A 21734-nucleotide genomic window follows, 5' to 3' on the forward strand; every position below is an offset into this window, starting at 1 on the left:
GGCCAGTATGCACATAGATTCCAAGGAGGCCCCTTTTCGTCCGTTCTGCACCTACGGGCTCCGGGCTCCGGGTGCCTGGACAGAGGCTACTCGGCCAGCTCCTCAAGCAGCCGTACAGTATGCAACCCGGCCCGCAGATACGCCACGAACAGCTCGTTGTGCAGCGCCCACGCCGAGCGGCGGGCCCGGATCAGCCGGATGGCCTCGTCCGCCGACCCGCCCTGCTGGACCAGCGCGTGCGCGACCACCAGACCCGAGCGGTTGTACCCGTGGTAGCAGCGCACCAGCACCCGGTGGCCCGCCTCCAGCGCCTCGTTCGCCGCCCGCGCCAGCCGGATCACCCCGGCGAGCTGCGTGCCGTCCAGCGGCCCGTCCGGTATCGGCCACACATGGTGCTCGACGCCCGCGTCCGGGCCGTGCCCCGGCAGTCGCAGCAGCGACTGCACCACGTCGAACTCGTCCCGTACGACGGCGAGCTCCAGTCGCCCCGTACGCCCCCGGTACTCGTGTCCGCCCATCCACAGACCGGGCACGATCTCGCTCCACGGGTTCCGTGGAGCAGGCACGTCGGGCTGCATCCCGCGGGTCCGCAACGGCGCCTCCCCAACTCCCCTGCGCTGGGCCGCTCTCCACGGTAACCGGTCTTGCCCCGGAAGCACCCGGCCTGTTCCCATGGTCGAGGGGTGATGCGCATGAGCGGACTGCGCGTGGTGCCGGCCCACCGGCACGGCCGTGACCGGCTGTACGTCTGCCGCCCGGACGGCGGCAGCATCGCCTGGTACGACCGGGACGCCGGCCGGGTCAACCTGCTCGCCGAGGACGAGCGGGAACGGGTGCTCGAAGCCCTGAAGCCCTTTCTCACCGGCCCGGTGACCGTGGGCCCGCCCCCGGTCCCCACGCCCGCCGAACTCGCCCGGCTGTCCCTGCACCCGGACGACGACCTCGCGCCCAACCGCCCCGGCGAGGCGCTGCTGATCGCCCTCGACCGCGACCCCGGCGCCGGGCACCGGCTGCGCGCCGACCCGCGCCGGCGCGCCCTGCTGGCCGAGCAGACCGTCGGCGACACGCTCGACGGCCTGGAGGGCGCCGGCTGGCACACCCTGCACTCGCTGCCGCTGCCCGGCGGCGACCGCGTCCACCATCTGCTGATCGGCCCCGGCGGGCTGTTCGCCGTCCACGCCCTCTACGCCCGCAAGGCGCGGGTGCGGGTCGCCGACCCGATGGTCACCGTGGGCCGGCGCGCGCCCGAGCCCCTGCTGCGCCTGCTGCGCGCCCGCGCCGACCGGGCCGCCTACGCCCTGACCGCCGAGGTGCGCCCGGTCCTCGCCCTGACCGACCCGGCAGGGGTGACCCTGACCGCCGCGGCGCGGGGCGTACGGATTCTGTCCGCCGCGGAGCTGACGGGTCTGGCCCGGCTGGGCGGGGTGCTGAAACCGGGGGACGTGGAGGCGCTGCACGCGATGGCGCGGGATCGGCGGACGTGGGAGCAGGTCTAGGGGCACGCCCTGCCCCGGGTCCTCAGGGCAGGGGCGCGGCTCGTTCCCCGTCCAGCAGGGGTGCCAGCAGATCGCCGTGCTCCCGCAGCCGTGGCGCGATGTCCTCGGCCTGGAACTCCAGATGCCCAGGTGAGCGGCACCCGGCGACCTCGTCCCAGGTCACGGGCGCGGAGACCAGCGGGGTGCGGCGGGCGCGCAGGGTGTAGGGGGCGGCGGTGGTCTTGCGGGCCGCGTTCTGGCTCCAGTCCACGAACACCTTGCCGGGCCGCAGGCTCTTGGTCATCCGGTGCACCACCAGGCGGGGCAGCGCCCGCTCCGCCTCCACCGCGAGTGTCCTGGCGTACTCGCTGGTCCGCTCCGGCGAGGCGCCGGACACCGCCGCCAGCAGATGCAGCCCCTTGGACCCCGCCGTCTTCGGGTACGCCTCGATCCCGTCCGCCGCGAGCCGCTCGCGCAGCCACAGGGCGACCTCGCAGCACTGCACGATCGTCGCCGGCGCCCCGGGGTCGAGGTCGAACACCAGCCGGTCGGCCTCGTCCGGCGACCGCACCAGCCACTGGTGCGTATGGAACTCGGTGACGAGGTTCGCCGCCCAGACGAGGCTCGGCAGATCCTGTACGACGACCATCCGGGCCGGACTGTCCGCCGACGACCTCGGCACCTCGGCGGTCGTGACCCACTCGGGTGTACCCGGCGGCACGTTCTTGGTGAAGAACAGCTGGCCCCCGGGCCCGTCCGGATAGCGCAGGAAGGACACCGCGCGGTCCCGCAGGTGCGGGAGCAGCGCGTCGGCGGTGGTCGCGTAGTAGTGCACCAGCTCCGCCTTGGTGAAGCCGGTCTCCGGATACAGCACCTTCTCCAGGTTGGTCAGCGGGACCCGCCGCCCCTCCACCTCTGTGATAGGCGTCATAGGATGACAATCCCAGATGAACCGGGGCAAATGGGAAAGGAAGGGTGCGGCACGTGCGATCGATATGGAACGGCGCCATCTCCTTCGGGCTGGTCAGCATCCCGATCAAGCTGGTCAACGCGACCGAGAGCCACACGATCTCCTTCCGCCAGATCCACACCGAGGACAACGGCCGCATCCGCTACCGCAAGGTGTGTGAGGTGGAGGACCGCGAGGTCAGCCAGTCCGAGATCGGCAAGGGGTACGAGGACGCGGACGGCACCATCGTCCCGATCACCGACGAGGACCTGTCCCATCTGCCGATCCCGACGGCCCGCACCATCGAGATCGTGGCCTTCGTGCCGGCCGAGAAGATCGATCCGCTCCAGATGGGCGCGGCGTACTACCTCGCCGCCAGCGGAGCCCCGGCCGCCAAGCCGTACACGCTCCTGCGCGAGGCCCTGAAGCGCAGCAACAAGGTGGCCATCGCCAAGTTCGCGCTGCGCGGGCGGGAGCGCCTCGGGATGCTCCGGGTGGTCGACGACGCGATCGCCATGCACGCGCTGCTGTGGCCGGACGAGGTCCGGGCCCCCGAGGGCGTCGCCCCGGACGTGGCCGTCACCATCCGCGACAAGGAACTCGACCTCGCGGACGCGCTGATGGACACCCTCGGGGAGGTCGAGATGGAGGAACTGCACGACGAGTACCGGGAGGCGCTGGAGGAGGTCATCGCCGCGAAGGCGGCCGGCGAGGCACCCCCGGAGGCTCCCGCGCCGGCGGCCGGCGGCAAGGTCCTCGACCTCATGGCCGCCCTGGAGAGCAGCGTCCGCGCCGCCCGCGAGTCCCGTGAGTCCGAGTCCGCCGGCGAGGCCGAGGTCAGACCCCTGTCGCGCAGCCGCTCCACCCCCAAGGAGACGGGCACCAGGAAGTCCGCCTCCACGGCGAGGAAGACCGCCGCGAAGAAGACCTCGGCGCGGAAGTCGACCTCCAAGTCGGCGGAACCGGCCAAGAAGAGCACGGCGAAGGCGTCCGCGTCCAAGTCGTCCACGGCGAAGAAGACGGCGGCGAAGAAGACGGCCTCACGGAAACGCTCGGCCTGACCGACGCGGGGCGTTGTCGGTGCCACCCCCTACGCTTCCCTGCCAACCGCACCCGGCCGCAAGGGAGAGATACCAGTGGGTGGCAACGCATGGCGGCGGACGGGCCCGTACCAGCCGGATCCGGTGGCCGCGTTCCGCGCGGCCCAGGAGCGTGAACTGGCCCGGGACGACCACGGTTTCGGCGGTCGGACCGTAGCCGAGCTGTGGCGGGACCCGGACTGGCACGAGTACGTCTTCACCGGCGGTACGGCCTCGGTCCTGGACTTCCCCCTCATGATCGACGCCACGGCCCGCGACGACGGCCCCTGCATGCGCCCCCTCACCGACGCCGAGATCCGCCCCTGGTGCCCCGGCGGCCGCCCCACCCCGGCCGAATGGAACACCGCCCTGAACTCCGACCGCCTCCCCTTCCCGGCCCGCGGCCGCGGCAACTGCACGGTCCTCTACACCGACGACCGGCCGACGGAGATCGGCTACTGGGGGGTGACGGCGGACTAGGGTCTGCCCTTCGGACCGGGTCGGCTCCGGTCAACGGCGCCTTGCGCCAGCCCCCGAGACCCGACGAGACCGGGAACTGCCGCTGCCGCTGCCGCTGCCGCTGTCACCTACAACGACCCCTCGGCGTCGACGAGCCGGGGGCTACGCCGTTCATCGGTCGCGCGCCGGCCCGACCGGCACCACGCGCGGCGGGGTGGCACGGAAGATCTCGGCCACCGCCGTGTTGACGACCGTCACCACGGCGACGGCACTCGCCGCGACAGGATGCCCCACGCCGTACAGAGCGGCGGCGCCGCCGCCGAGCACCAGTGCCTTCACCATCAGGACCAGGGGAAGCCGCGGCCGCAGCCGAGCCCGGGGCGCGGCGAACAACGCCCAGACCACGATGGCCGACAGGGGCGTGCCCACGCCGAGCAGGATTCGGAGAGCACCCCGATGCCCCGCACCGAATCCCCACCAGCCCAGGAAGCCCAGCGCCGCGAGCTCAAGCAGGAACGCCAGAACCTCGTTGGCGCCGTACCAGGGCCGCCCACCGAGCCCGGCCACACCGCTGGTGCCCCCCACCATCCGAACCTCCCGCCGCTCCGGCACGCCAGCATGGCACGCCGGCGCTCCCCGGCGAGAACCCACGCCGAGCGGAGCGGCAGGCCGCCCCGTTGAACGGCGTCCACGCCCCACAAACGCGAAGACCCCGGCCTCAGCGTTTTCGCTGGTGACGGGGTCTTTGGGCACCTCATACTGGGTGCCCCCGGCGGGGCGCTCGGAGCATGTGCACAGGGAGGACCGCTGGTCGGCGGCGGGCAGCTGGTGGTCGAGACGGTTGTCCGGTTGGAGCGGCAGATCGGCGGCGATTGACTGCGGGTTTCGGGTCCCGGCAGGAGCCGCAAGCAACGGACGGTCGTTCCGGACCCGCTGTGACCTGCGGGATTCTCTGGTTGGCCCGATGTGGTCCATCCACCCCAGCCCGAAACGGTGCGGCGCGCCCGTCCGTGCTTTCGACGGGTTCACTGACATAGAAAGCGAGCTAACATCTAAGTAAGATTCAATCTACGTCATGTCGAAACTGTGTTTTCGTCGAGAGGGTGCCGCCTGTGGAATTCAAGGGGAGGGCGGCTGACCTGGACCTGCTGGCTCGACAGCTGGGCCTGGTGACCGAGGGCGCGGGTGCTACCCGTGGGCGGGCCGTGATCATGACCGGGCGGCGCCGGGTGGGGAAGTCTCGTCTGGTTCAGGAGTTCTGCGACCGGTCCCGGGTTCCGTACGTGGTCTTCCAGGCGACCCGGGGCCGCAACGCCGCGGCCGAGCGGGCGGACTTCACCGGGACGCTCGCCCAGTCCGCCCTGCCGGGGGCGGAGCTGGTGGCCGGGCTGCAGGCCGCGGACTGGAATCAGGCGCTGCGCTCACTGGCCGTCGCGGTTCCGGACGACGTCCCGAGCATCGCGGTGATCGACGAGGTGCCGTGGCTGGTTGAGCAGGACGCGGAGTTCGAGGGGGCTCTGCAGACCGTCTGGGACCGTCACCTGTCCGCCAAGCCGGTCCTGCTCATCCTGGTCGGCAGCGACATGTCGGTGATGGAGGCGCTGCAGTCGTACGGCCGGCCGTTCTTCGGGCGGGCGGCGAAGATGACCGTCCGGCCGCTGCACCTGGGCGATGTGCAGGCCATGACCGGGCTGGAAGCCGCGGACGCGGTGGACGCGCTGCTGATCACGGGAGGCTTTCCGGAGATCGTCCAGTCGTGGCGGCCCGGGATGGGCCGGGCGGACTTCCTGCGCGAGGCGGTGGCGAATCCGCTGTCTCCGCTCCTGGTGGCGGGCGAGCTGTCACTGCTGGGGGAGTTCCCCGAGGCGTCGCACTCGCGGGCGGTGCTGGAGGCGGTGGGCAGCGGCGAGCGGACCTTCTCCACCATCGCCGCACAGGCCGGGGGAACAGGTGCCCTGCCATCGGGCACGCTGTCCCCGCTGCTGAACACCCTGCAGGCCAAGCGGGTTCTGGCGGCCGACCTGCCGCTGTCCGCGAAGGCCGACACCAAGAACAAGCGGTACCGCATCGCCGATCCGTATCTCCGTTTCTGGCTGGCGTTCCTGCAGCGGGGCATCCCGCTCATCGAGCGCGGCCGGGGCGATCTGGCCCTGGAGCGCATCGAGCGGTCCTGGACCACTTGGCGGGGGCGCGCGGTCGAGCCCCTCATCCGCGAGTCGCTGCTGCGGCTGCTGCCTGACGAGCGGTGGCCGGAGACGGAGGCGGTCGGCGGCTGGTGGAACCGGCAGAACAACCCCGAGATCGACCTGGTCGGCACCGACCGTGAACCCGTAGCGGGCGCCGTGCACTTCGTGGGCTCCATCAAGTGGCTGGAGTCCCAGCCGTTCGGCCGGCGCGAATACGACGCTCTGGCTCGGGACGTACTCGCGGTGCCCGGCGCCGGGCCTGACACCCCGCTGGTCGCGGTGTCCCGCAGCGGTGTCGTCGGCAGTCTGCCGCTTGCGGCCCACTGGGGGCCTGAAGATCTGGTCCGTGCCTGGCAGTAGCGGAGAGACGTGAGGCATGGGGCACATGGCTGGTCGTGCGCACGGCGCTGACCTGCACATGGGGGGCGATCACGGGTGGTGTGGGGCCGCTCGGGAGCTCAGCCGCGCGGTGGTCTCGGGACGGAAGCCTGCAGACAAGGGAATGGCGTTGTTAACCGGAGGCCGTGGTGGCCGAAGCGGTGGATGAGGCCGGGGCGGCGCCAGCCGGTGCCGGTTGATCTGGAGGAACTCTCCGGTCTGCTCGAAGGAGATCCGGCCTGGGGCAGTGGTCGCAGGCCGGGGGCCTGACGGACTTGGTGGGCTGCGAGAGCCAGAGCCTTGGGAGTCATCGTCCTCGGGGTGGCCGCCGAGAACCGTGAACTCCACGAGGACCGGGAGAGGAAGCGTGATCGGCCGACCCCCGGCACCGGGTCGAGTCGGAGGTCAAAGTCGCCGAAGCCGCCGCTCGCACTTCCGGACCCCCCTAGGCTGGCGGAAGCATCAACTGCATCACCACAGCAGGGCGGAAAAGGACCATGCGCGGCCTTACCGAGGCGAACCTCAAGAAGCTGGCCGGTGCCCGTTCCTTCGAACGTGGCCTCGGGTACCTGGACGCGGTGTCCGGGGTCGAGATCGGTGACAGCTGGGTCACCGCGACCGTTCACGGCACGGAACGGTACGAGGTGGGACTGACCTTGGACGGGCCAGGCGGGCTTGCCGGCGAGTGCGACTGCCCGTACGGGTTGGAGGGCAACTTCTGCAAGCACCTGGTCGCCCTCGGCCTGACGGTGCTCGCCCGGCGGGAGCGCCTGCCGCGGCAGCGGAAGGCGGCCCGGGAGCGCGCGCAGGACCTCGACGGATGGCTGTCCGTTCTGTCCAAGGAGGAGTTGCTCGCTCTGCTACGGGAACAGATTGACGGAGACCGGCAGTTGCGGCTCCGCCTGGAGCTGCGGGCCGCGAGCGCCAGCGGGGACCTTGCCGCGGTCCGGTCCCGTATCCGCGGTCTGCTCGACATCGGGCCCTTCACGCAGTATGGGTACGTCGAGTACGCCGATGCCCGCGCCTACGCCGACCAGGCCGGACAGGCGGTGTCCGCGATCGGCGCACTGACCGGCTCGGGCCGGGCCGCCGACGCGATCACCCTGGCGCGCGAGACCATGCGACTGCTGGCCGAGGCAGTCGAGAGCGTCGACGACTCGGACGGCTGGCTCGGGCGGATCGGTGCAGACCTCGCCGATGCCCACCTCGACGCGTGCCGTGCGGCACGCCCCGACCCCGAGGAGCTCGCGCGCTGGCTGGTCGGCCATGTGCTCGGTGACATCGACGACGGTCTGACCGACATCGATCCGCTCGATTACGAGGATGTCCTCGGCGAAGAGGGAATGGCAGTCCTGCGGAAGTCGGCGGTCGAGGCATGGCAGGGCAACCGCCGCGGCTGGGCCGAGAAGTACCTGATGGAGCGTCTGGCCAAGGCGGGAGGCGATGTCGATACGGTGATCGCCGTGCATGCGGCCGACCTCTCACCGAACGGCCACACGCACCTGGTCATCGCCCGCGAGCTGGATACCGCGCGGCGCGCTGACGAGGCCCTGGACTGGGCAGAACGCGGCATCCGGGAAACCCGGGACCTCTCCGACGTCGACACCGCCCTCGTCGACTACCTCTGCGACCGCTACACCCAGGCGGATCGTCCGTCGGATGCCGTTGCCGTGCGCCGCGACCACTTCCGCGCCCGCCGCACTCTGGCCGCCTACCAGCAGTTGCGCGCTGCTGCGCGGACCGGGGACTGCTGGCCGGCCGAGCGAGCAGGAGCCCTTGCCCTGCTGCGTGCTGACGCGGAACGGCGGCAGCAGGGCTGGTACGGCGGCTCTGTCCTGGTCGACGCCCTGCTCGACGACAAGGACGTCGACGCCGCCTGGCAGGCCGCCACGCAGACCGGCGCCCAGGGGCTGCTGGGGCACGGGATGTTCCTCGCTACTTTCAGTTGTTCAGGTAGGACTGTCGTGCCTCGGCAAGCAGTTCTGTCGAGGCGTCGGGGGCCAGGGCCTGCCGGCACAGGTGGGCGAAGCCCTGGGAGTACTCCGCGAGCACCGGCGCCTCTTCGAGGAAGAGGGAGCCCACCGGGTGCTCGAGAAAGACCACGTCGAGAGCGGGGTCCGGGCCTCCGAAGCCGCCGAAGACGATGAAGCTGCTCAGGCCGACGCTGTGGGCGCCGGAGGAGAACGGCAGCACCTGCACCGTCACGTGCGGCTGCTCGGCCCGTTTCAGCAGGTGCTGGAGCTGGGTCGCCATGATGGCCGGACTCCCGACGGGGCGGCGAATCACGGACTCGTCGAGGATGACGTGGTAGCTGGGCGGGGCGGGCCGGTCGAGGATCTGCTGGCGCTGCATGCGCGTCGACAGGTATGTGTCGAGCTCGGCCGGCGGCAGCACAGCCTCGGGCGTGACCTTGATGGCCTGCGCGTAGTCGCGCGTCTGGAGGAGGCCGGGGACCACGCCGATGGTGTGCTGCCTGATGCTGGACGCCTCGTTCTCCAGGGCGAGCAGCATCCGCAGATGACCCGGCAGCTTGCCGGCGAGCGGGAGCCACCAGGCCTCGGTGGCCTTGCTGTTCTTGGCCAGCTCGATGAGTTCCCGGCGCTCTGCGTCGCCGACGCCGTACGCGCGGCAGAGCTGGTCCACCTGGTTCCAGCGGACGTTGCCCTTGGCGCGCTCGTAGCGGCTGACGGTCGCCTTGGACATCCCGGCCCGTTCGCCCGCCTCCTCGGCCGACAGGCCCGCGGCCTCGCGCAACGCCAGGAGGCGGAGGCCGAGTTGGCGACGGCGGGTGGTGGGACCGCCTTCGCAGGAGAGGCTGGCCGTGCTGGTCTCTGCGACCGTCCCGTTCGTCATCTCACCCCTCCCTCGGGCCTGTGCCGCGGTGGTCCGCCGGGATCCGCCCTGGCAGTCAGGAAGTTACAGGGTCGGTCGGCCCACGCGTCTCTCCCGGCATATGCCTGAATCGCCCATGCGGACACTTTCGTCGTGAGCGTTACACGGCGGGAGATCCAGTGGCAATACTCCACGACCACGGAGGCCGGATCGGACGTGTTCCGGTGATGCGCCTTCCTGCTCAGCCCGGACCAAGACCAGAACTGGGGGCTCCCGTGACGATTACTGATCAGCACGCCTACCCGGACCGAAGTGAGCCTCGTCGTCCCGGGGATGGTCCCAGCGGGTTCCTGCACATGGCTCCGGACTCGCCGTTCGGACCGAGTCTCGCACTGCAAGCCCGCGCGCGGGCCGGCTGGGAGAAGTTCCTCCAGGCAACGGTGGACGATGCCCGGACAGAGCCCGGTTCCGCGAGCTCGGTAGCCGTCGAAGGCGCGGAGAGTACGCGGGAGGATCACCCGTTCCTGCACCGGAGGGTCCCGACGTGTCCGTCGCTTCCAGGAGACCCGGTCAGTTCAGCTGTAGAATCCGCCCGACCCGCCGCCCGATGTCACGCGGCCCCTCGCCCCGTGCACGGCACACCGCGATCTCTTCCCGCTCCTCGAGCGTCAACGGTCTCCGCACTGCCACGAGCAACCCCTCCCACCTGCGCTGTTGCTACGAGGCTATGACACCGCCGAGTCCTCTCGAAGCGGCGGCCGGCCGCCCCGTGATCGTGGTTTCGGTGACCGTCCGTGGTGCTGGGACGGAAGGTGAGTCAGAACCCGTTGTGAGACGTTGTCGACAACGGTTCACCCTGCCCGACCGCTCGGCGGCTGCGAGCAACTCGTCAGCGGCGTGCTGTTTCACCTGCAGGTTTTCCGAAACTCCTGTAGCTGCGGGTGTCAGAGGGGTAAAAACTCACACAGTGTGGTCGCCTCACCGGGCGGCTGGACTGGCACCCTGCCGCTGACGCTAGTTCCTTCTGGCGTAGCAGCCTTGCGGAACCTGGGGTGTCCGCGCCGACGGGAGGTATGTGTGAAGCCCACTTTGGGAGCTGCCCTCTTGGGAGGGCGCTATGAACTCGTGCGTCTACTCGACTCGCCATCCGGTGAGGGGCAACTGTGGACGGCCAACGACACGGAAGAGTGGGTGAAGCCGCACCTCCTCAAGACCTGGCGATTCCCCGATGACGGGCCCGACCAAGTGCAGAGGGCGTTGTGGGACGCTGAGTTGCGCTCTCTCTACCAGGTGAGAAGCAGCCCGGGCTCGGAGCGCTCGCTTCTTCAACTTCACAACGTCGGCATCGATCACGAGCACCGCTGCTTCGTGATGGTGTTCGAGACAAATGGGCACCGGACTCTTGCGGCCATGCTGGCTGAACGGCGCGAGTGGCCCTGGCTGTCGGGGCGTCAGTCAGACCGCCAGTCGTTGTGGCGGATGCTCGGCCGTCTGGCCTCGGGCCTTGACCTTCTACATCGACAACAGGTCGTCCATCGCTGTGTATCTGCGGAGACCGTATTCCTGGATCCCGAGACGGGCCCGGAGTCCGCGCAACTAGGTGGGTTCGAGTGGAGCGTTCGGCTTGGCCGCCCTCCTGCGGTTGCGCGGACCCGGCGTGGGTGGGAGACACCGCCCGAGTGGGCTTTCGGGCGGCAGGCGTTCGGCCCCGATGCTGACTGGTTCGCCTTCGGCATGCTGGCAGCCCGCTGCATGCTTGACATCGAGCACCTGGGTGCCCAGGAGGACCCGGCCGAGCGTTACCGTCTCGTCCAGGAACGGCTTGGTAAAGGCCGGGTGGGAGACAGGCGTAGACGAGCCGCGGCCGGCCCGAGTACCCGCCTGACACAACTTGAGCAGGATGCGATCGGCAGGCTGATCGCTGAAGACCCGGCAGACCGGCTGCGACGCGGCGACGAGGTTTTGGCACTGATCAGGGAAGTCGTCGACTCCCTTGAGGAGCCTTCCGGCAGCGGAGACGCCAGCGACCGGTACTTCGTCGTGATCAATACGCGCAACGCAGGGCTGATGGAGGCGATGGAAGCTCAAGGGCTACGTACTGCACTGGGACTCCAGCCCGGTGACGCGTTCAGCTCCCTCAATAACGAGCACGTGACCAAGCTGCTCGGCTTCCTCTACGACGATTTCTCCGAAGGCGGCCTGCTGTCCCCAGGCAAATCTGGCGGAAGGGTTGTGCTGTCTGGTAAGTGCCTACGTCTTGAGCTGGGCAAATACGACAACGGCGACGGGCAGAGCTGGGAAAAGGCCTTCTGTCATGGGGTGAGTGACTTCTTCGAGCCGGATACTCGGCGGAGCTGGGAGATCTCGATCCCTGCCGGTCAGCTTGCCTTCATCACCAGGGCAAAGAATCAGGGCAGTCAGCTGTCGGCCCGAAACTGGGAGCTGGTGATCCCCGCCCAGGATGAGGTGAGTGATCGACAGAAGAAGCAGGAAGATCTTGCGGAATTCATCCGGCTGACCAACCAGATCGATCTCCTGATCAGGGATGCCGAGGTCTTTCGGTGCCAGGTCGCCGATGTCCGTCGGCGGGAGGACGGCAGTATCGAGTGGATTGAGGTTCAGGAGGTGCCGAGACACCGGCTGCCTCTGAAGATGTTCCGGCCTGACGGTGGCATGGCGGCCTTCCTGCTTCGGGATAAGTACAGTGGTAAGCCGGGCAGCAACGAGATCCTGTTGTGCTCTCCGGACTCCGAGGAACTGCACATCCGTGTCCCAGGGATTGGACCCTGGGAGCTGAAAGACAAAGACGCCGACGTCACGGATGAGAAGACGGTACGCTTGCGGCCTATCGGCTCCTTGGCGGGTACAGACGGCCTTGACAGCCGAAAAGGTGGTGAGACCCAGGATATCTGCGAGGGGCAGGAATATCTTCTACGCACCACGGGTCTGGTCCGACAGCTCTTCCTGATCGGCAGGAGGAAGAAGGCCATCGAGAGACTTGCGGATCACACTTACCTGCTGGCCAGCCTGTCGAGCCCCGGCCAGGTGTTCATGGACAGCGGTGCCCGCCCCGACGCACTCGACCGTCGCCATCTCGACGCCAGCAAGCGCGCGCAGATCGGTGCCATCCTCGGCTCGCGCCCGATCTACACGGTACAAGGGCCACCTGGCACCGGTAAGACACACATGGCGGCTTGGTTGCTGCGCGAGATCCTCGCAGAGGATCCGATGGCTCAGATCCTCATCACCGCGCAGGCCCACTCGGCGGTGGATGTACTAAAGACGAAGGTTGAAGGTGAGGCGTTCGCCGACATCCCTGACGAGATCAGACCGCTGTCGATCAGATTGCTCCCAACAAAGGGGCCCCTGCAGACGAGGGACTCCCAGGATGAGCCTTTGTCGGTCCGGTCCGTTGCCCGCAAACTCCTGGACGCCACTGTCGGAAAGCTGGAGGCGCTTCAGGCACAGAAGTCCCTGTCCGAGGTGACCGCTAACTGGCTGGAAGCGTGCCGGACCATGCGCCAGGAGATTGTCACCCAGCAGGCCACCGAGGCCGGCGAGTTTCAGGAACTTGTGCGGCGGAGCGCCAGCATCACCTACAGCAGTGCAAGCGATGGCGGACTCGCAGGACTGGCAGGAGAGGTGAGCTACGACTGGTCGATCGTTGAAGAGGCCGGAAAGGCCCATGGCTTCGAACTCGCCCTGCCCCTCTACCTCGGCCATCGGTGGCTCCTGATTGGGGATCCTCAGCAGTTGCCTCCCTATCGGATGGAGGAGTACAAGGACGCCCTCTCCAACCCGGAGCAGGCTGTGCGCGCCTTGCGCGACCTCGGCGGCGCCGACGGGCTGGTCGACTGGGAGGTGCTCAACCGGTGGCGTGACAAGCCTGACGAAGAGAAGAAGTACTTCACCGCATATTGCAACCGATGGCTCACCTTCTTCGGCCAGCTACACGACCTGTCTGTGGACCACGAAGATGGCGGGGGCATGCTCACCGGGCAGTACCGTATGCATCCAGATATCGGCGCCCTCGTCTCGGAGACGTATTATGAGGGAAGGCTGGAGCATCACACCCGCGGCCGGGATCCGCACGGCTTGATTCTTCCCGCGACGCTGGCAGGTAAGGCGGTCGTATGGCTTGACCTGCCAGCAGCTTCTATCGACCCACTTACGGCGGAGACGGCTCAGCCGAAGTACCGCAACGAGGCAGAAGCGCACGCCCTAGAGCTCTTTTTGCGTTCTCTGCGTGGAAACTCTGAGCGCCCGGCCGAGCTCGCCGTTCTGTCTCCCTATGCTCAGCAGGTGGTTGCGCTGGGCAGACGTCTGCAGAGCGGTGAGACTCGTGCAGAACTGAGGCGTAACGGGATCATTCTCGCTCCCGACCCGCGCGGCATCGGTGGGGAACAGAGGGCTAGGCTCGGTGAGTCGGACCGGGGAGGCGTATTCACCGTCGACTCGTTCCAGGGTAACCAGGCCGAGATTGTCGCAGTCAGCTTGGTGCGTAACAACATCATGCCGCCTGGGCAGGGCCTCGGCTTCCTCAAGGCGTCCTCGCGGATGAATGTCCTTATTTCGCGAGCCGAACGGCTGCTGATCCTTGTCGGTTCCTGGGACTTCTTCCGACATCAAGTGTCAGAGGTGCCACGCGACGACCGGCTGTATCACGAACTGCGTCACGTGGCCGTTCTCGTGGAGCGTCTGGAGAACATGTTTGCTGACGGCCGAGCGATCCGCGTGCCGGCCGACTTGACTGGCCTGGAGAAGCGGATGCGTCGGATTGGTGCGCAGCGCGACGGTCGCAGCATCCGAACGAGTTTGTCAACACAGCTAGAAGGGGAACAGTTGTGACCCACGTTCTGCTGCCCCTGGACGTCTTCCGCGTGTCGTACGAAGTAGCGGTTGGTCGGCCGTATAGCAAGTTGGAGGAGTTGCTGCTTCGGTTGATCGCTGAGGACCAAGGCGAAGAGGGGCGTGTTTTTGAGGACTTGCGCGAAGCCTTTCAGGTCCACGAGCGACTTCTCGTCGAAGGCCTGGTGACACTGCTGCGTGAAGGATGGGTGGCCATGGTCCAGAGCGACCATGGCATCCGCTACGTTGTAACGGATGAGGGACTTGTCACCATTGACAAGGGTCGTCGGCCAGCCAGCCTGCGGGTTCAGAGCAGGCACGCGAAGATCGTGCGAGAAGCGCTCAACAGCCAGGTGGAGCACATCAACAACCTTGAAGTGTTCACCGCCGAAGAGATCCATCGGAAGACCGGTCGAATGGCGATCCGTTTTGCCCTAAGGAGGCGTCAGCATCGCGCGACACTCAACGGTGGCGAGGTCGAGTGGCTGCTGCCGCGGAGTTCGGGCGAGCAGCAGTGGATCCGACGGATCGGTAGTGACGCGAGGGTGCAGCGGGGGAAGTACTTCCTTCCCCTCCGGGTGGATTTGCAGGAGCGAACGGTGCAGGGCCTGCCCAGCAACTGGAGTCAGCTTGTCCCGCTGGTGCTGGAGCAAACGGAGGAGCAGTTCTCGGACCTCGCGGTCGGCGACGAAGCCCAGAGAAGGTTCGGAAGTCTTCTAAAGGAGAGAGGAGGCCACCGCAGCAGGGGGCGATACTTCGCTAGAGGGGATGTGCTGCCGGAGCCGACCACCGTACCCTGCGCCGAAGCGACCCTGCGCTCAATTGAGAGCCGCCGGCTTGCTGAACGCGCCCTGGAACGTGCCAGTGGTCGCGCGCTGATCGTAACCTCGCACCTGGACGACTCCCAGGTTGGGAGGCTGAGTGAGGTGGTCACTGGCCTGTGCCGCCGCGGTGTAAGTGTCGATGTGCTGTGGTCCTGCGCCGACGTGTCGGAAGAGACACGTAGAGGATTGGTCGGGGCGCTGGAGTCAGTGCGCGGGCAATCCGGCCCGGGAAAGGTCTTCTTCAACAGAACACCAGCGGATGCCAAGGCCGAATTCGTTCTGGCCGACACCAATGCCGGGCCTGTCGCCGTGCTGGGTGCCGGGTTGCTGTTGGAGCCGGCGCAGGATGAATCGATCAGCCCTGCGGTGATCGTCGATGACGCGCACGGCGTGAGTACCTTGGCCCTTCTGGCTTCTGGGTGGTGGCAGGACAGCTCCGACAACCACACGGAACTCGCTGCGAGCCGCTGGCGGCGGGTTGCCGAGAACTGGGTCGAGGATGCGGCCCTAAACCTGGCCGGGCCAGCGAGGGAAGAGCCGGAGAGCTACCCAGACGCTGTGCAACCGCTATTCCCCCAACCTCGGGGTAGTGCGGAGGCAAGCGAGGTATCGCTGCTCATTGGTGCCCAGGGTGCCGTAACTCGCGACAGGCTTGTGGACGACTGCGGCTCTAAAGGAAACCGTCTGCCAGATATCAGGGGTCCGGTGGAGGTGACTGCCTCAGCCCGTGAATGGGTCGTGGGCGTGCGCGGTGCAGGGCAGTCGACGGTCTCCTTCCAACTCCGTGGCCCCCGTGCAGCTGAACTGTGGCAGCGAGCTGGAGTGGGATGCGAACAAGCAGAAGCAGCCGACCGACATCCAGGCTGATGAGTATGGGTGGACGAGCAAAGGCCCCGGGGAGAATCCCGTTCGCCCGTTTGATCATGTAGTGGGCACGGAATGCAGTGCGGGCACGGGCCTTGCGGATCATGGAGTCTCGATGCTCCCAGATCTGCAAGATCACCGTGCCCGCTGTTCCGTCTTCCCTCACCGCTCCGACGCCAGCTGCGGCACCCTCTTATTCCGGTCCGACGGATGTCGTGCCGCCCGGACTCCTGGACGTCCTGGCCCAGGTGCCCTCGTGACCGACGCGGACGACGCTTGGAACTGGCCACGCTGCCGGCCGTCAGTGTCTGGGCGATGACCTGCACGGGACACAACTCCCTTGTCTCGCCGGCCGAATGGGTGAGGCGGTGCGAGTAGGAGGTCCTGGCCCGGCTCGGCTGCCCCTACGACCCGTTCACCGGCTGCTACCGCCCTCCGGGGGAACCGCACCCTGCGCGACGCCTACGCCCGCGTCGATCCCGCGGCCCTGACAGCAGCAGCTCCGGCCATTGTTGCGGCCGCGTGTCTCCAACGTTCTGGCCGCCCACGGCGCGCGAGTCCATCCTGAGCAACCGCCGGCTCGAGGAACGCGCCGACTTCTGGATCGCATGAAGCCGGACAGGACGGACGAGCGCCAGCGGCGTGCGGCATCCGATCGCGCGTCTACCGCCCTCGTAACCGCGCTTGGCGGGGATCGGCTTCGAGCACCACTTGCCGCGCGACTCGTCCCAGCAGGTCAGCGCCATGATCCGCGAAAATGTGACGTGAGACATGCCGGGCTCGCTTCGGCGGCGCCGGGTGTCGCGCATCGGGCATCATTGATGCAGGTCACAGCGGCAGAAAAATGTTAAGGGTTCCGCTGGAACTCAAGCCCGCAGGGCATAGAAACCTCCGGGCTCGGCTTACCCATAATTCACCTCCCGTTCCGCTGGAGTTCAGGCCCGCAGGGCATAGAAACTGGGGTTAAATTCCCCGAAGGATGTTTAGTACCTCTTCGTTCCGCTGGAACTCAGTCCCGCAGGGGTCTGCCTCCTTATTTTTGCGAACGCACACGTGGATGCCGGCGTTCCGAAGGGGATGGAGACCGAGAGGGCGCTGATTGCCATCCGGCTCCGGATTCGCGGTGCTGTTGCCGAGTTGGGCATGCAAGGCGAGGCGGGACCGTGCGCAGAGGCGTGGCGAACACTCGTCGGGGGTTCCGGCCGAAATCGAGCCGGATGTCACTTCCGTGCCGCAGCGTCTCTATGGCAGGTCGTGGAAAGAGACGTTAACCAGTTCGAGAGTGATCGATCCTCTCGGCGCCTGTCAACTCGCAAAGACCCGATTTCACAGAGACCGGTCACCGATTCGGCTGACATTTCAGACGCTGGACTTGATGCGGATATCGAGATGGAGCGTCCATGGTCGTTGGCCGCGTGCATCGATCAGGGGCTGCCTTGCCCAGCCGACGGATTGCGGGCGGTCGTGGAGTACCTCGTCATGGATGGTGAGGACGCTCATGCGCTGGCCCAGCGTCAGGGGGCCGTGATCCGCGAGGTGCTGGGGTGGCTGCGTGACCATCAGAAGGACTTCCGGGAGGCGGCCCAGTGTGAGTGACTCGCCCGAGCTTTCTGGAGGGTCAGTCATGTCCAGTTCCCCGCCCGACGCTCAGGCGTGGGGCCGACCGGCCCTCGCGCGGCCATGGTCGCCTGACCGGCTTCCGGAAGCGGCTGGCCTGCCGGTGACGGTTCCAGTGGCGTGGCTCGGCAGGACGTCCACGGAGGACGCCCAGGACCCGACGCTGTCCCTGCCGCGGCAGCTGCGGAATGCCAGGGCCGCCCTGCCGCCGGGCTGGGTGATTGTCGCCCACTTCTACGACGTGGAGTCGGGGCGGAAGGACCTCGCGCAGCGCGGCATGTCCCTGGCGCACCAGCAGTTCGACATCCCGATTCCGCGGGACGGGAGCGTCGCCGACCTCCTGGCGGAGGCGCAGCGGCCGGACCGTCGGTTCGCGGCCGTGATCTGTGAGTCGATCGAGCGGGTGGCTCGGCGTACGTACTTCGGGACGAAGATCGAGTACGAGTTGGAGCAGGCCGGCGTCGCTCTCTGTGCGGCGGACGAGCCGATTGTCACGGGGCCCAGGGCGAAGCGGGCCACGCCTACGCTCACCCGGCGGGTGAAGCAGGCGGTCTCCGAGTGGTACGTGCTGCAGATGCTGGAGTTGTCCTGGGACGGCTTCGTCGAGCACGTCTCGCAGGGATGGAACGTGGGGAAGCCGCCGTACGGCTACCTGGCTGAGCGGGTCCCCCACCCGGTTCCTGCGCGCCGGGCGGAGGGCCGGACCAAGCACCGGCTGATCCCGGACCTGGTTCGCGCTCCAGCGGTCACGGTGATCTTTCAGCTTCGCGGCCTGGAGAAGATGGGGTACGACGGCATTGCCGACCGCCTGAACCTCGACCTTGTCGCCTACCCGCCTCCCGAGCCCACTCGGCCGGAGATGGCGCTCGGCCGGTGGAGCGGGTCCGCCGTGCGGGAGATTCTGCGGAACCCGAAGTACACCGGTTATCAGGTCTGGAACCGTCGGCAGACGAAGAAGGGGGGCCGGAACAACGACCCCAAGGAGTGGGTGTGGTCCTCGATGCCGACCCACGAGCCGTTGGTCACCAAGGAGCTCTTCGACACCGTGGCCATGATGGGCGGCCGCGGTCGAGGGTCGAGGAGCTCGGACGGGCCCAGCCGGCATCCGGCGACCCGACGGTCCTACGTGCTGCGGTCGTTCGCCCGCTGTGACGTCTGTGACCGGCGGATGTTCGGGAAGACGCGGCACGGCATCCCCTACTACGCGTGCCAGCTGGATCCGAACGAGCACCAGGAGCGCTCCTGGTTCTCGGAGCATCCGAAGAGCTTGTGGGTGAGGGAAGAGGTCCTCCTCGGGGTGATCTCGAAGTTCTTCGCCACGCGGGTCTTCGGCCCCGACCGTCGCCAGCACCTTGGGGCACTCCTGAAGGCCGACGAGCCCGCTACGGATGAGGCCGGCACCCGCCGGACAGGGGAGCGCGAGGCGCTGGAGCAAGCGATCCGTGCGATCGACACGCGACAGACCCGGTTGATCCGGGCGCTGGCCGAAGGCGTAGGCGGCGACGGGGAGGATCCGGTGGGCGGTGACCCTGAGCATGAGCGGGTGTTCCGTGACGCGATCCGGAAGGAGCACGGGACGCTGAGCGCGCGGCGGAAGGCGCTTGCCGATCAGTTGGCCCGGCTGACCGAACCCAGCCCGGCGTCGGTGGCCGTCGCCGACAACGCGGCTCTGCTGGACGCCCTGCCGCTGCTGGACGTGGACCTGTCCCGTCTGCCGGAAGAACTGCAGCGACGGCTCTACAGGGTGTTCGGGCTGGAAGTCCGCTACAGCCGACCGCGGGAAGAAGTGACGCTACGGGTGACGATCCCGGGGCACATGGTTGACGCACTGGTGGCAATCACCCGCGAGGTGGACCGGTGGAACAAAAAATCGGACACCAGCACCGAAGTGCTGATGCCCGACTGTGGCACTCGCGGAGAACGAACCGGTAAAAACCGGCAGAACCGTTCCCATCTTTTGAGTGCCCCCGGCAGGATTCGAACCTGCGCACACGGCTCCGGAGGCCGTTGCTCTATCCCCTGAGCTACGGGGGCGTGTCGGTTGGAGCGTTGTGCTCGCGGCGACGGGTAGAACACTAGCAGGTCCCGTGGGGTGATCAGGAACCCGTTTCCGGGGAGGTGTGCCCTGTAGGGGGTGGAAGTGGGGAAAACCCGGACGCGGTGGCCCGGGCGGACCTACTCTCAAGTTGTGTCGGGCGCGTCGGGTCGGGTGCTTGTTGTCGACGACAACAAGGTCATCCGGCAGCTGATCAGGGTCAATCTTGAGCTGGAAGGGCTTGAGGTCGTGACCGCGGCCGATGGTGCCGAGTGTCTGGACGTGGTGCACCAAGTGCGGCCCGATCTCGTGACGCTCGACGTCGTCATGCCGCGGCTGGACGGGCTGCGCACCGCCGCCCGGCTCCGTGCCGATCCCCGTACGAACCATCTGCCCCTCGCCATCATCAGCGCCTGCACCCAGTACGAGGTCGAGACCGGCCTCGACGTCGGCGTCGACGCCTTCCTCTCCAAGCCCTTCGAACCCGCCGAACTCGTACGCCTCGTCAAGCAGTTGATCCAGGGCCGAGCCGGGCGTGGGGGAGAGGGCGGAGCAGGAGGAGGAGAAGGGGGAGGAGAAGGGGGAGAAGGAGAAGGAGGGGGGCGGGGGGGTGGGGACGGGGACGATGACGACGGGCTCGCGGACGGGGTCACCGGTGGGGTCTCCATCGGCTGAGCGGTCTCGCTGCTTCGCGCCGCGCCCCGGCCGGCAGGGCTCCGAGGACCACGGGTTTCCGTCGGGTGAGCGGTCTGCGCGCTCCGCGGCCCGTGCCCGTGGGTAGGGCTCCGAGAGGCGTGTTCGCGTCGGGTGGGCAAGCCCACATGCTCCGTGGCCCGCGCCTGCCGTCAGGGCTTCGGGCAGGGGCGGGAGGCGGCACGTAGCGTCCGCCCGCCACACGCAGCCGTCTCACCAGGGAAACCTGCTCGCCTCCCCACCCCCCTCCTCCCCTACCCTTGTCCCGTGACCCCCGTCGAGCTGTCCCGCACCGTCCTGCAGGCGGTGCGTCGTGCTGTGGACGAGGGGGAACTGAGCGTGGTGGTTCCTCAGCGGGTCGTCGTCACGGAGCCCGGGGCTGGAGGGTGCGGGGAGTACGCCACCAACGTCGCGCTCCAGCTCGCCCGCGCGGCCGGGAAGCCGCCGCTTGAGGTCGCCGGGATTCTGCGGCCCCGGCTCGTCGCGGCGGACGGTGTCGAGGACGTCGTCGTCACCGGGCCCGGGTTCCTCAACTTCCTGCTCGATCGGCGGGTCGATCCGCTCCAGGCGCTCGTCCGGGAGATCCGGGAGCGTGGTGAGCGGTACGGGCACGGGGATGCCCTCGCCGGACAGGTCGTCGCGTTGCGGGTGCCGTACGAGGTGCGGGCCGAGGTCGTCGCCGACGCCCTCGTGCGGATCGTCGCCACTCAGGGTGGGCGGGCCACCGTAGAGCATGGTGAACCGGCCGGTCTGCGGCCCGTGCCCGCTCCAGAGGACCCCGCGCCGCTCGGGCCCGACGCCGCCCGGTGGGCCCTGCTCCACCCGGCCCCGCACGACCGGCCCCGCATCACCGCCGACCATCTCCTCCAGCGGGAGAGCAATCCGCTGTTCCGGGTGCGGTACGCCCACGCGCGCGTCCGGTCCCTCAGCCGCAACGCCGCCCGCCTGGGCTTCACCGCCGAGCCGGGCCCCCTCGGCGACGACACCGGCCCCCTCGCGCCGGCCGGTGCCGATACCCGCCTCCTCCCGTCGGCCGGTGCCGATATCGGCCCCCTCGCGCCGGCCCCCGCCCACGCCGGCCCCCCGGCACCAGCCCCCGCCGACACCCCCCTCGCGCCCACCCGCGCCCGCACCGCCACCGCCGTACCCCTCCCCGGCGACTCCCCTCGACGCCCCCCGGCCCCCCACATCCCCCAAGCCCACCCCCACCCCCTCCAAACCCCCCTGGCCGACTACCCCCGCATCCTCACCGTGGCCGCCACCCATCGCGCCCCGGACCGGCTTGCCCGGCATCTCGTCACCGTCGCGGATGCCGTGCTGCCCTTTCTGACCTGTGTGCTTCCGATCGGCGAGGAGAAACCCTCGGCCGCCCACCGAGCCCGGCTCGCGCTTGCCGAAGCGGCCGGGACGGTGCTGGCCGGCGGCCTGTCCCTGCTCGGCATCGACGCACCCGAACATCTCTGAGGGACCCGAGAGCAGATGTCCCCCGGAGAGA

General features: G+C 68.4%; 14 protein-coding genes, 1 tRNA gene and 2 pseudogenes. 11 read left to right on the forward strand and 6 right to left on the reverse strand.

The window, feature by feature from the left end; all coding sequences use genetic code 11:
* Nucleotides 1-86 precede the first annotated feature (86 nt).
* Entirely contained in the window at nucleotides 87-593 is a 507-nt protein-coding gene (locus ACWDD7_RS14875) for a protein-tyrosine phosphatase family protein (protein ID WP_392218078.1), read from the reverse strand.
* A gap of 99 nt (nucleotides 594-692) precedes the next feature.
* On the opposite strand from ACWDD7_RS14875, the gene ACWDD7_RS14880 reads away from it, so the two are divergent.
* Nucleotides 693-1496 (forward strand): nuclease-related domain-containing protein, encoded by an 804-nt coding sequence (locus ACWDD7_RS14880; RefSeq protein WP_450457611.1) that lies wholly within the window; start codon nucleotides 693-695, stop codon nucleotides 1494-1496.
* A 22-nt stretch (nucleotides 1497-1518) separates the two neighbouring features.
* On the opposite strand, the gene ligD is transcribed toward ACWDD7_RS14880, so the two are convergent.
* Nucleotides 1519-2406, reverse strand: a complete 888-nt coding sequence (ligD, locus tag ACWDD7_RS14885; protein WP_450457613.1) for a non-homologous end-joining DNA ligase — start codon at nucleotides 2404-2406, stop codon at nucleotides 1519-1521.
* A gap of 53 nt (nucleotides 2407-2459) precedes the next feature.
* Here ligD and ku point away from each other — a divergent pair, with 53 nt between their 5' ends.
* Nucleotides 2460-3485 (forward strand): non-homologous end joining protein Ku, encoded by a 1026-nt coding sequence (ku, locus tag ACWDD7_RS14890; protein ID WP_351872929.1) that lies wholly within the window; start codon nucleotides 2460-2462, stop codon nucleotides 3483-3485.
* A 75-nt stretch (nucleotides 3486-3560) separates the two neighbouring features.
* Nucleotides 3561-3983: a hypothetical protein gene (locus ACWDD7_RS14895; RefSeq protein WP_392218072.1), complete on the forward strand. Its 423-nt coding sequence runs from the start codon at nucleotides 3561-3563 to the stop codon at nucleotides 3981-3983.
* A 150-nt stretch (nucleotides 3984-4133) separates the two neighbouring features.
* On the opposite strand, the gene ACWDD7_RS14900 is transcribed toward ACWDD7_RS14895, so the two are convergent.
* Nucleotides 4134-4550 (reverse strand): YrdB family protein, encoded by a 417-nt coding sequence (locus tag ACWDD7_RS14900; RefSeq protein ID WP_450457614.1) that lies wholly within the window; start codon nucleotides 4548-4550, stop codon nucleotides 4134-4136.
* 524 nt (nucleotides 4551-5074) lie between these two features.
* Between ACWDD7_RS14900 and ACWDD7_RS14905 the strand changes: the two genes are divergently transcribed.
* On the forward strand, nucleotides 5075-6508 hold the full coding sequence (locus tag ACWDD7_RS14905; RefSeq protein ID WP_450457615.1) for an ATP-binding protein: 1434 nt from the start codon (nucleotides 5075-5077) through the stop codon (nucleotides 6506-6508).
* Nucleotides 6509-7023: 515 nt separating this feature from the next.
* On the forward strand, nucleotides 7024-8673 hold the full coding sequence (locus tag ACWDD7_RS14910; protein ID WP_450457616.1) for an SWIM zinc finger family protein: 1650 nt from the start codon (nucleotides 7024-7026) through the stop codon (nucleotides 8671-8673).
* On the opposite strand, the pseudogene ACWDD7_RS14915 reads toward ACWDD7_RS14910, so the two are convergent.
* Both ACWDD7_RS14915 and ACWDD7_RS14920 read right to left on the reverse strand, forming a co-directional pair.
* Nucleotides 8555-9379 (reverse strand): annotated as a pseudogene (locus ACWDD7_RS14915) (helix-turn-helix domain-containing protein); the annotation flags it as partial. The gene ACWDD7_RS14910 and the pseudogene ACWDD7_RS14915 overlap by 119 nt on opposite strands.
* Nucleotides 9380-9928: 549 nt before the next feature.
* The gene (locus ACWDD7_RS14920; RefSeq protein ID WP_450457667.1) at nucleotides 9929-10048 is read right to left on the reverse strand and encodes a helix-turn-helix domain-containing protein; all 120 of its coding nucleotides are present in this window, start codon (nucleotides 10046-10048) and stop codon (nucleotides 9929-9931) included.
* Between the two features lie 387 nt (nucleotides 10049-10435).
* On the opposite strand from ACWDD7_RS14920, the gene ACWDD7_RS14925 reads away from it, so the two are divergent.
* From ACWDD7_RS14925 to ACWDD7_RS14940, 4 genes and pseudogenes are all read left to right on the forward strand, one after another.
* Entirely contained in the window at nucleotides 10436-14206 is a 3771-nt protein-coding gene (locus ACWDD7_RS14925) for an AAA domain-containing protein (RefSeq protein WP_450457617.1), read from the forward strand.
* Complete coding sequence (locus ACWDD7_RS14930) at nucleotides 14203-15897, forward strand: hypothetical protein (protein ID WP_450457618.1); 1695 nt, start codon at nucleotides 14203-14205, stop codon at nucleotides 15895-15897. The genes ACWDD7_RS14925 and ACWDD7_RS14930 overlap by 4 nt, the downstream gene beginning before the upstream one ends.
* A 1461-nt stretch (nucleotides 15898-17358) precedes the next feature.
* Complete coding sequence (locus tag ACWDD7_RS14935; protein WP_450457620.1) at nucleotides 17359-17490, forward strand: hypothetical protein; 132 nt, start codon at nucleotides 17359-17361, stop codon at nucleotides 17488-17490.
* Nucleotides 17491-18292: 802 nt separating this feature from the next.
* Nucleotides 18293-18499: pseudogene (locus ACWDD7_RS14940) on the forward strand (recombinase family protein); the annotation flags it as partial.
* Between the two features lie 974 nt (nucleotides 18500-19473).
* Here ACWDD7_RS14940 and ACWDD7_RS14945 read toward each other — a convergent pair.
* A tRNA-Arg gene (locus ACWDD7_RS14945) sits at nucleotides 19474-19545 on the reverse strand.
* Between the two features lie 100 nt (nucleotides 19546-19645).
* On the opposite strand from ACWDD7_RS14945, the gene ACWDD7_RS14950 reads away from it, so the two are divergent.
* Nucleotides 19646-20221 carry a response regulator gene (locus tag ACWDD7_RS14950; RefSeq protein ID WP_450457621.1) on the forward strand — a complete coding sequence of 192 codons (576 nt, stop codon included), beginning with the start codon at nucleotides 19646-19648 and terminating at the stop codon, nucleotides 20219-20221.
* A gap of 285 nt (nucleotides 20222-20506) precedes the next feature.
* Nucleotides 20507-21703, forward strand: a complete 1197-nt coding sequence (gene nrtL / locus ACWDD7_RS14955; protein ID WP_450457622.1) for an ArgS-related anticodon-binding protein NrtL — start codon at nucleotides 20507-20509, stop codon at nucleotides 21701-21703.
* Nucleotides 21704-21734: the final 31 nt, after the last annotated feature.

Source organism: Streptomyces sp. NPDC001056 (genome assembly GCF_053598955.1).

Coding starts and splice junctions, on each gene's coding strand:
- ACWDD7_RS14900 (WP_450457614.1), bottom strand. CDS start 4,550: ATGGTGGGGGGCACCAGCGGTGTGGCCGGGCTCGGTGGGCGGCCCTGG.
- ACWDD7_RS14910 (WP_450457616.1), top strand. CDS start 7,024: ATGCGCGGCCTTACCGAGGCGAACCTCAAGAAGCTGGCCGGTGCCCGT.
- ligD (WP_450457613.1), bottom strand. CDS start 2,406: ATGACGCCTATCACAGAGGTGGAGGGGCGGCGGGTCCCGCTGACCAAC.
- ACWDD7_RS14880 (WP_450457611.1), top strand. CDS start 693: ATGAGCGGACTGCGCGTGGTGCCGGCCCACCGGCACGGCCGTGACCGG.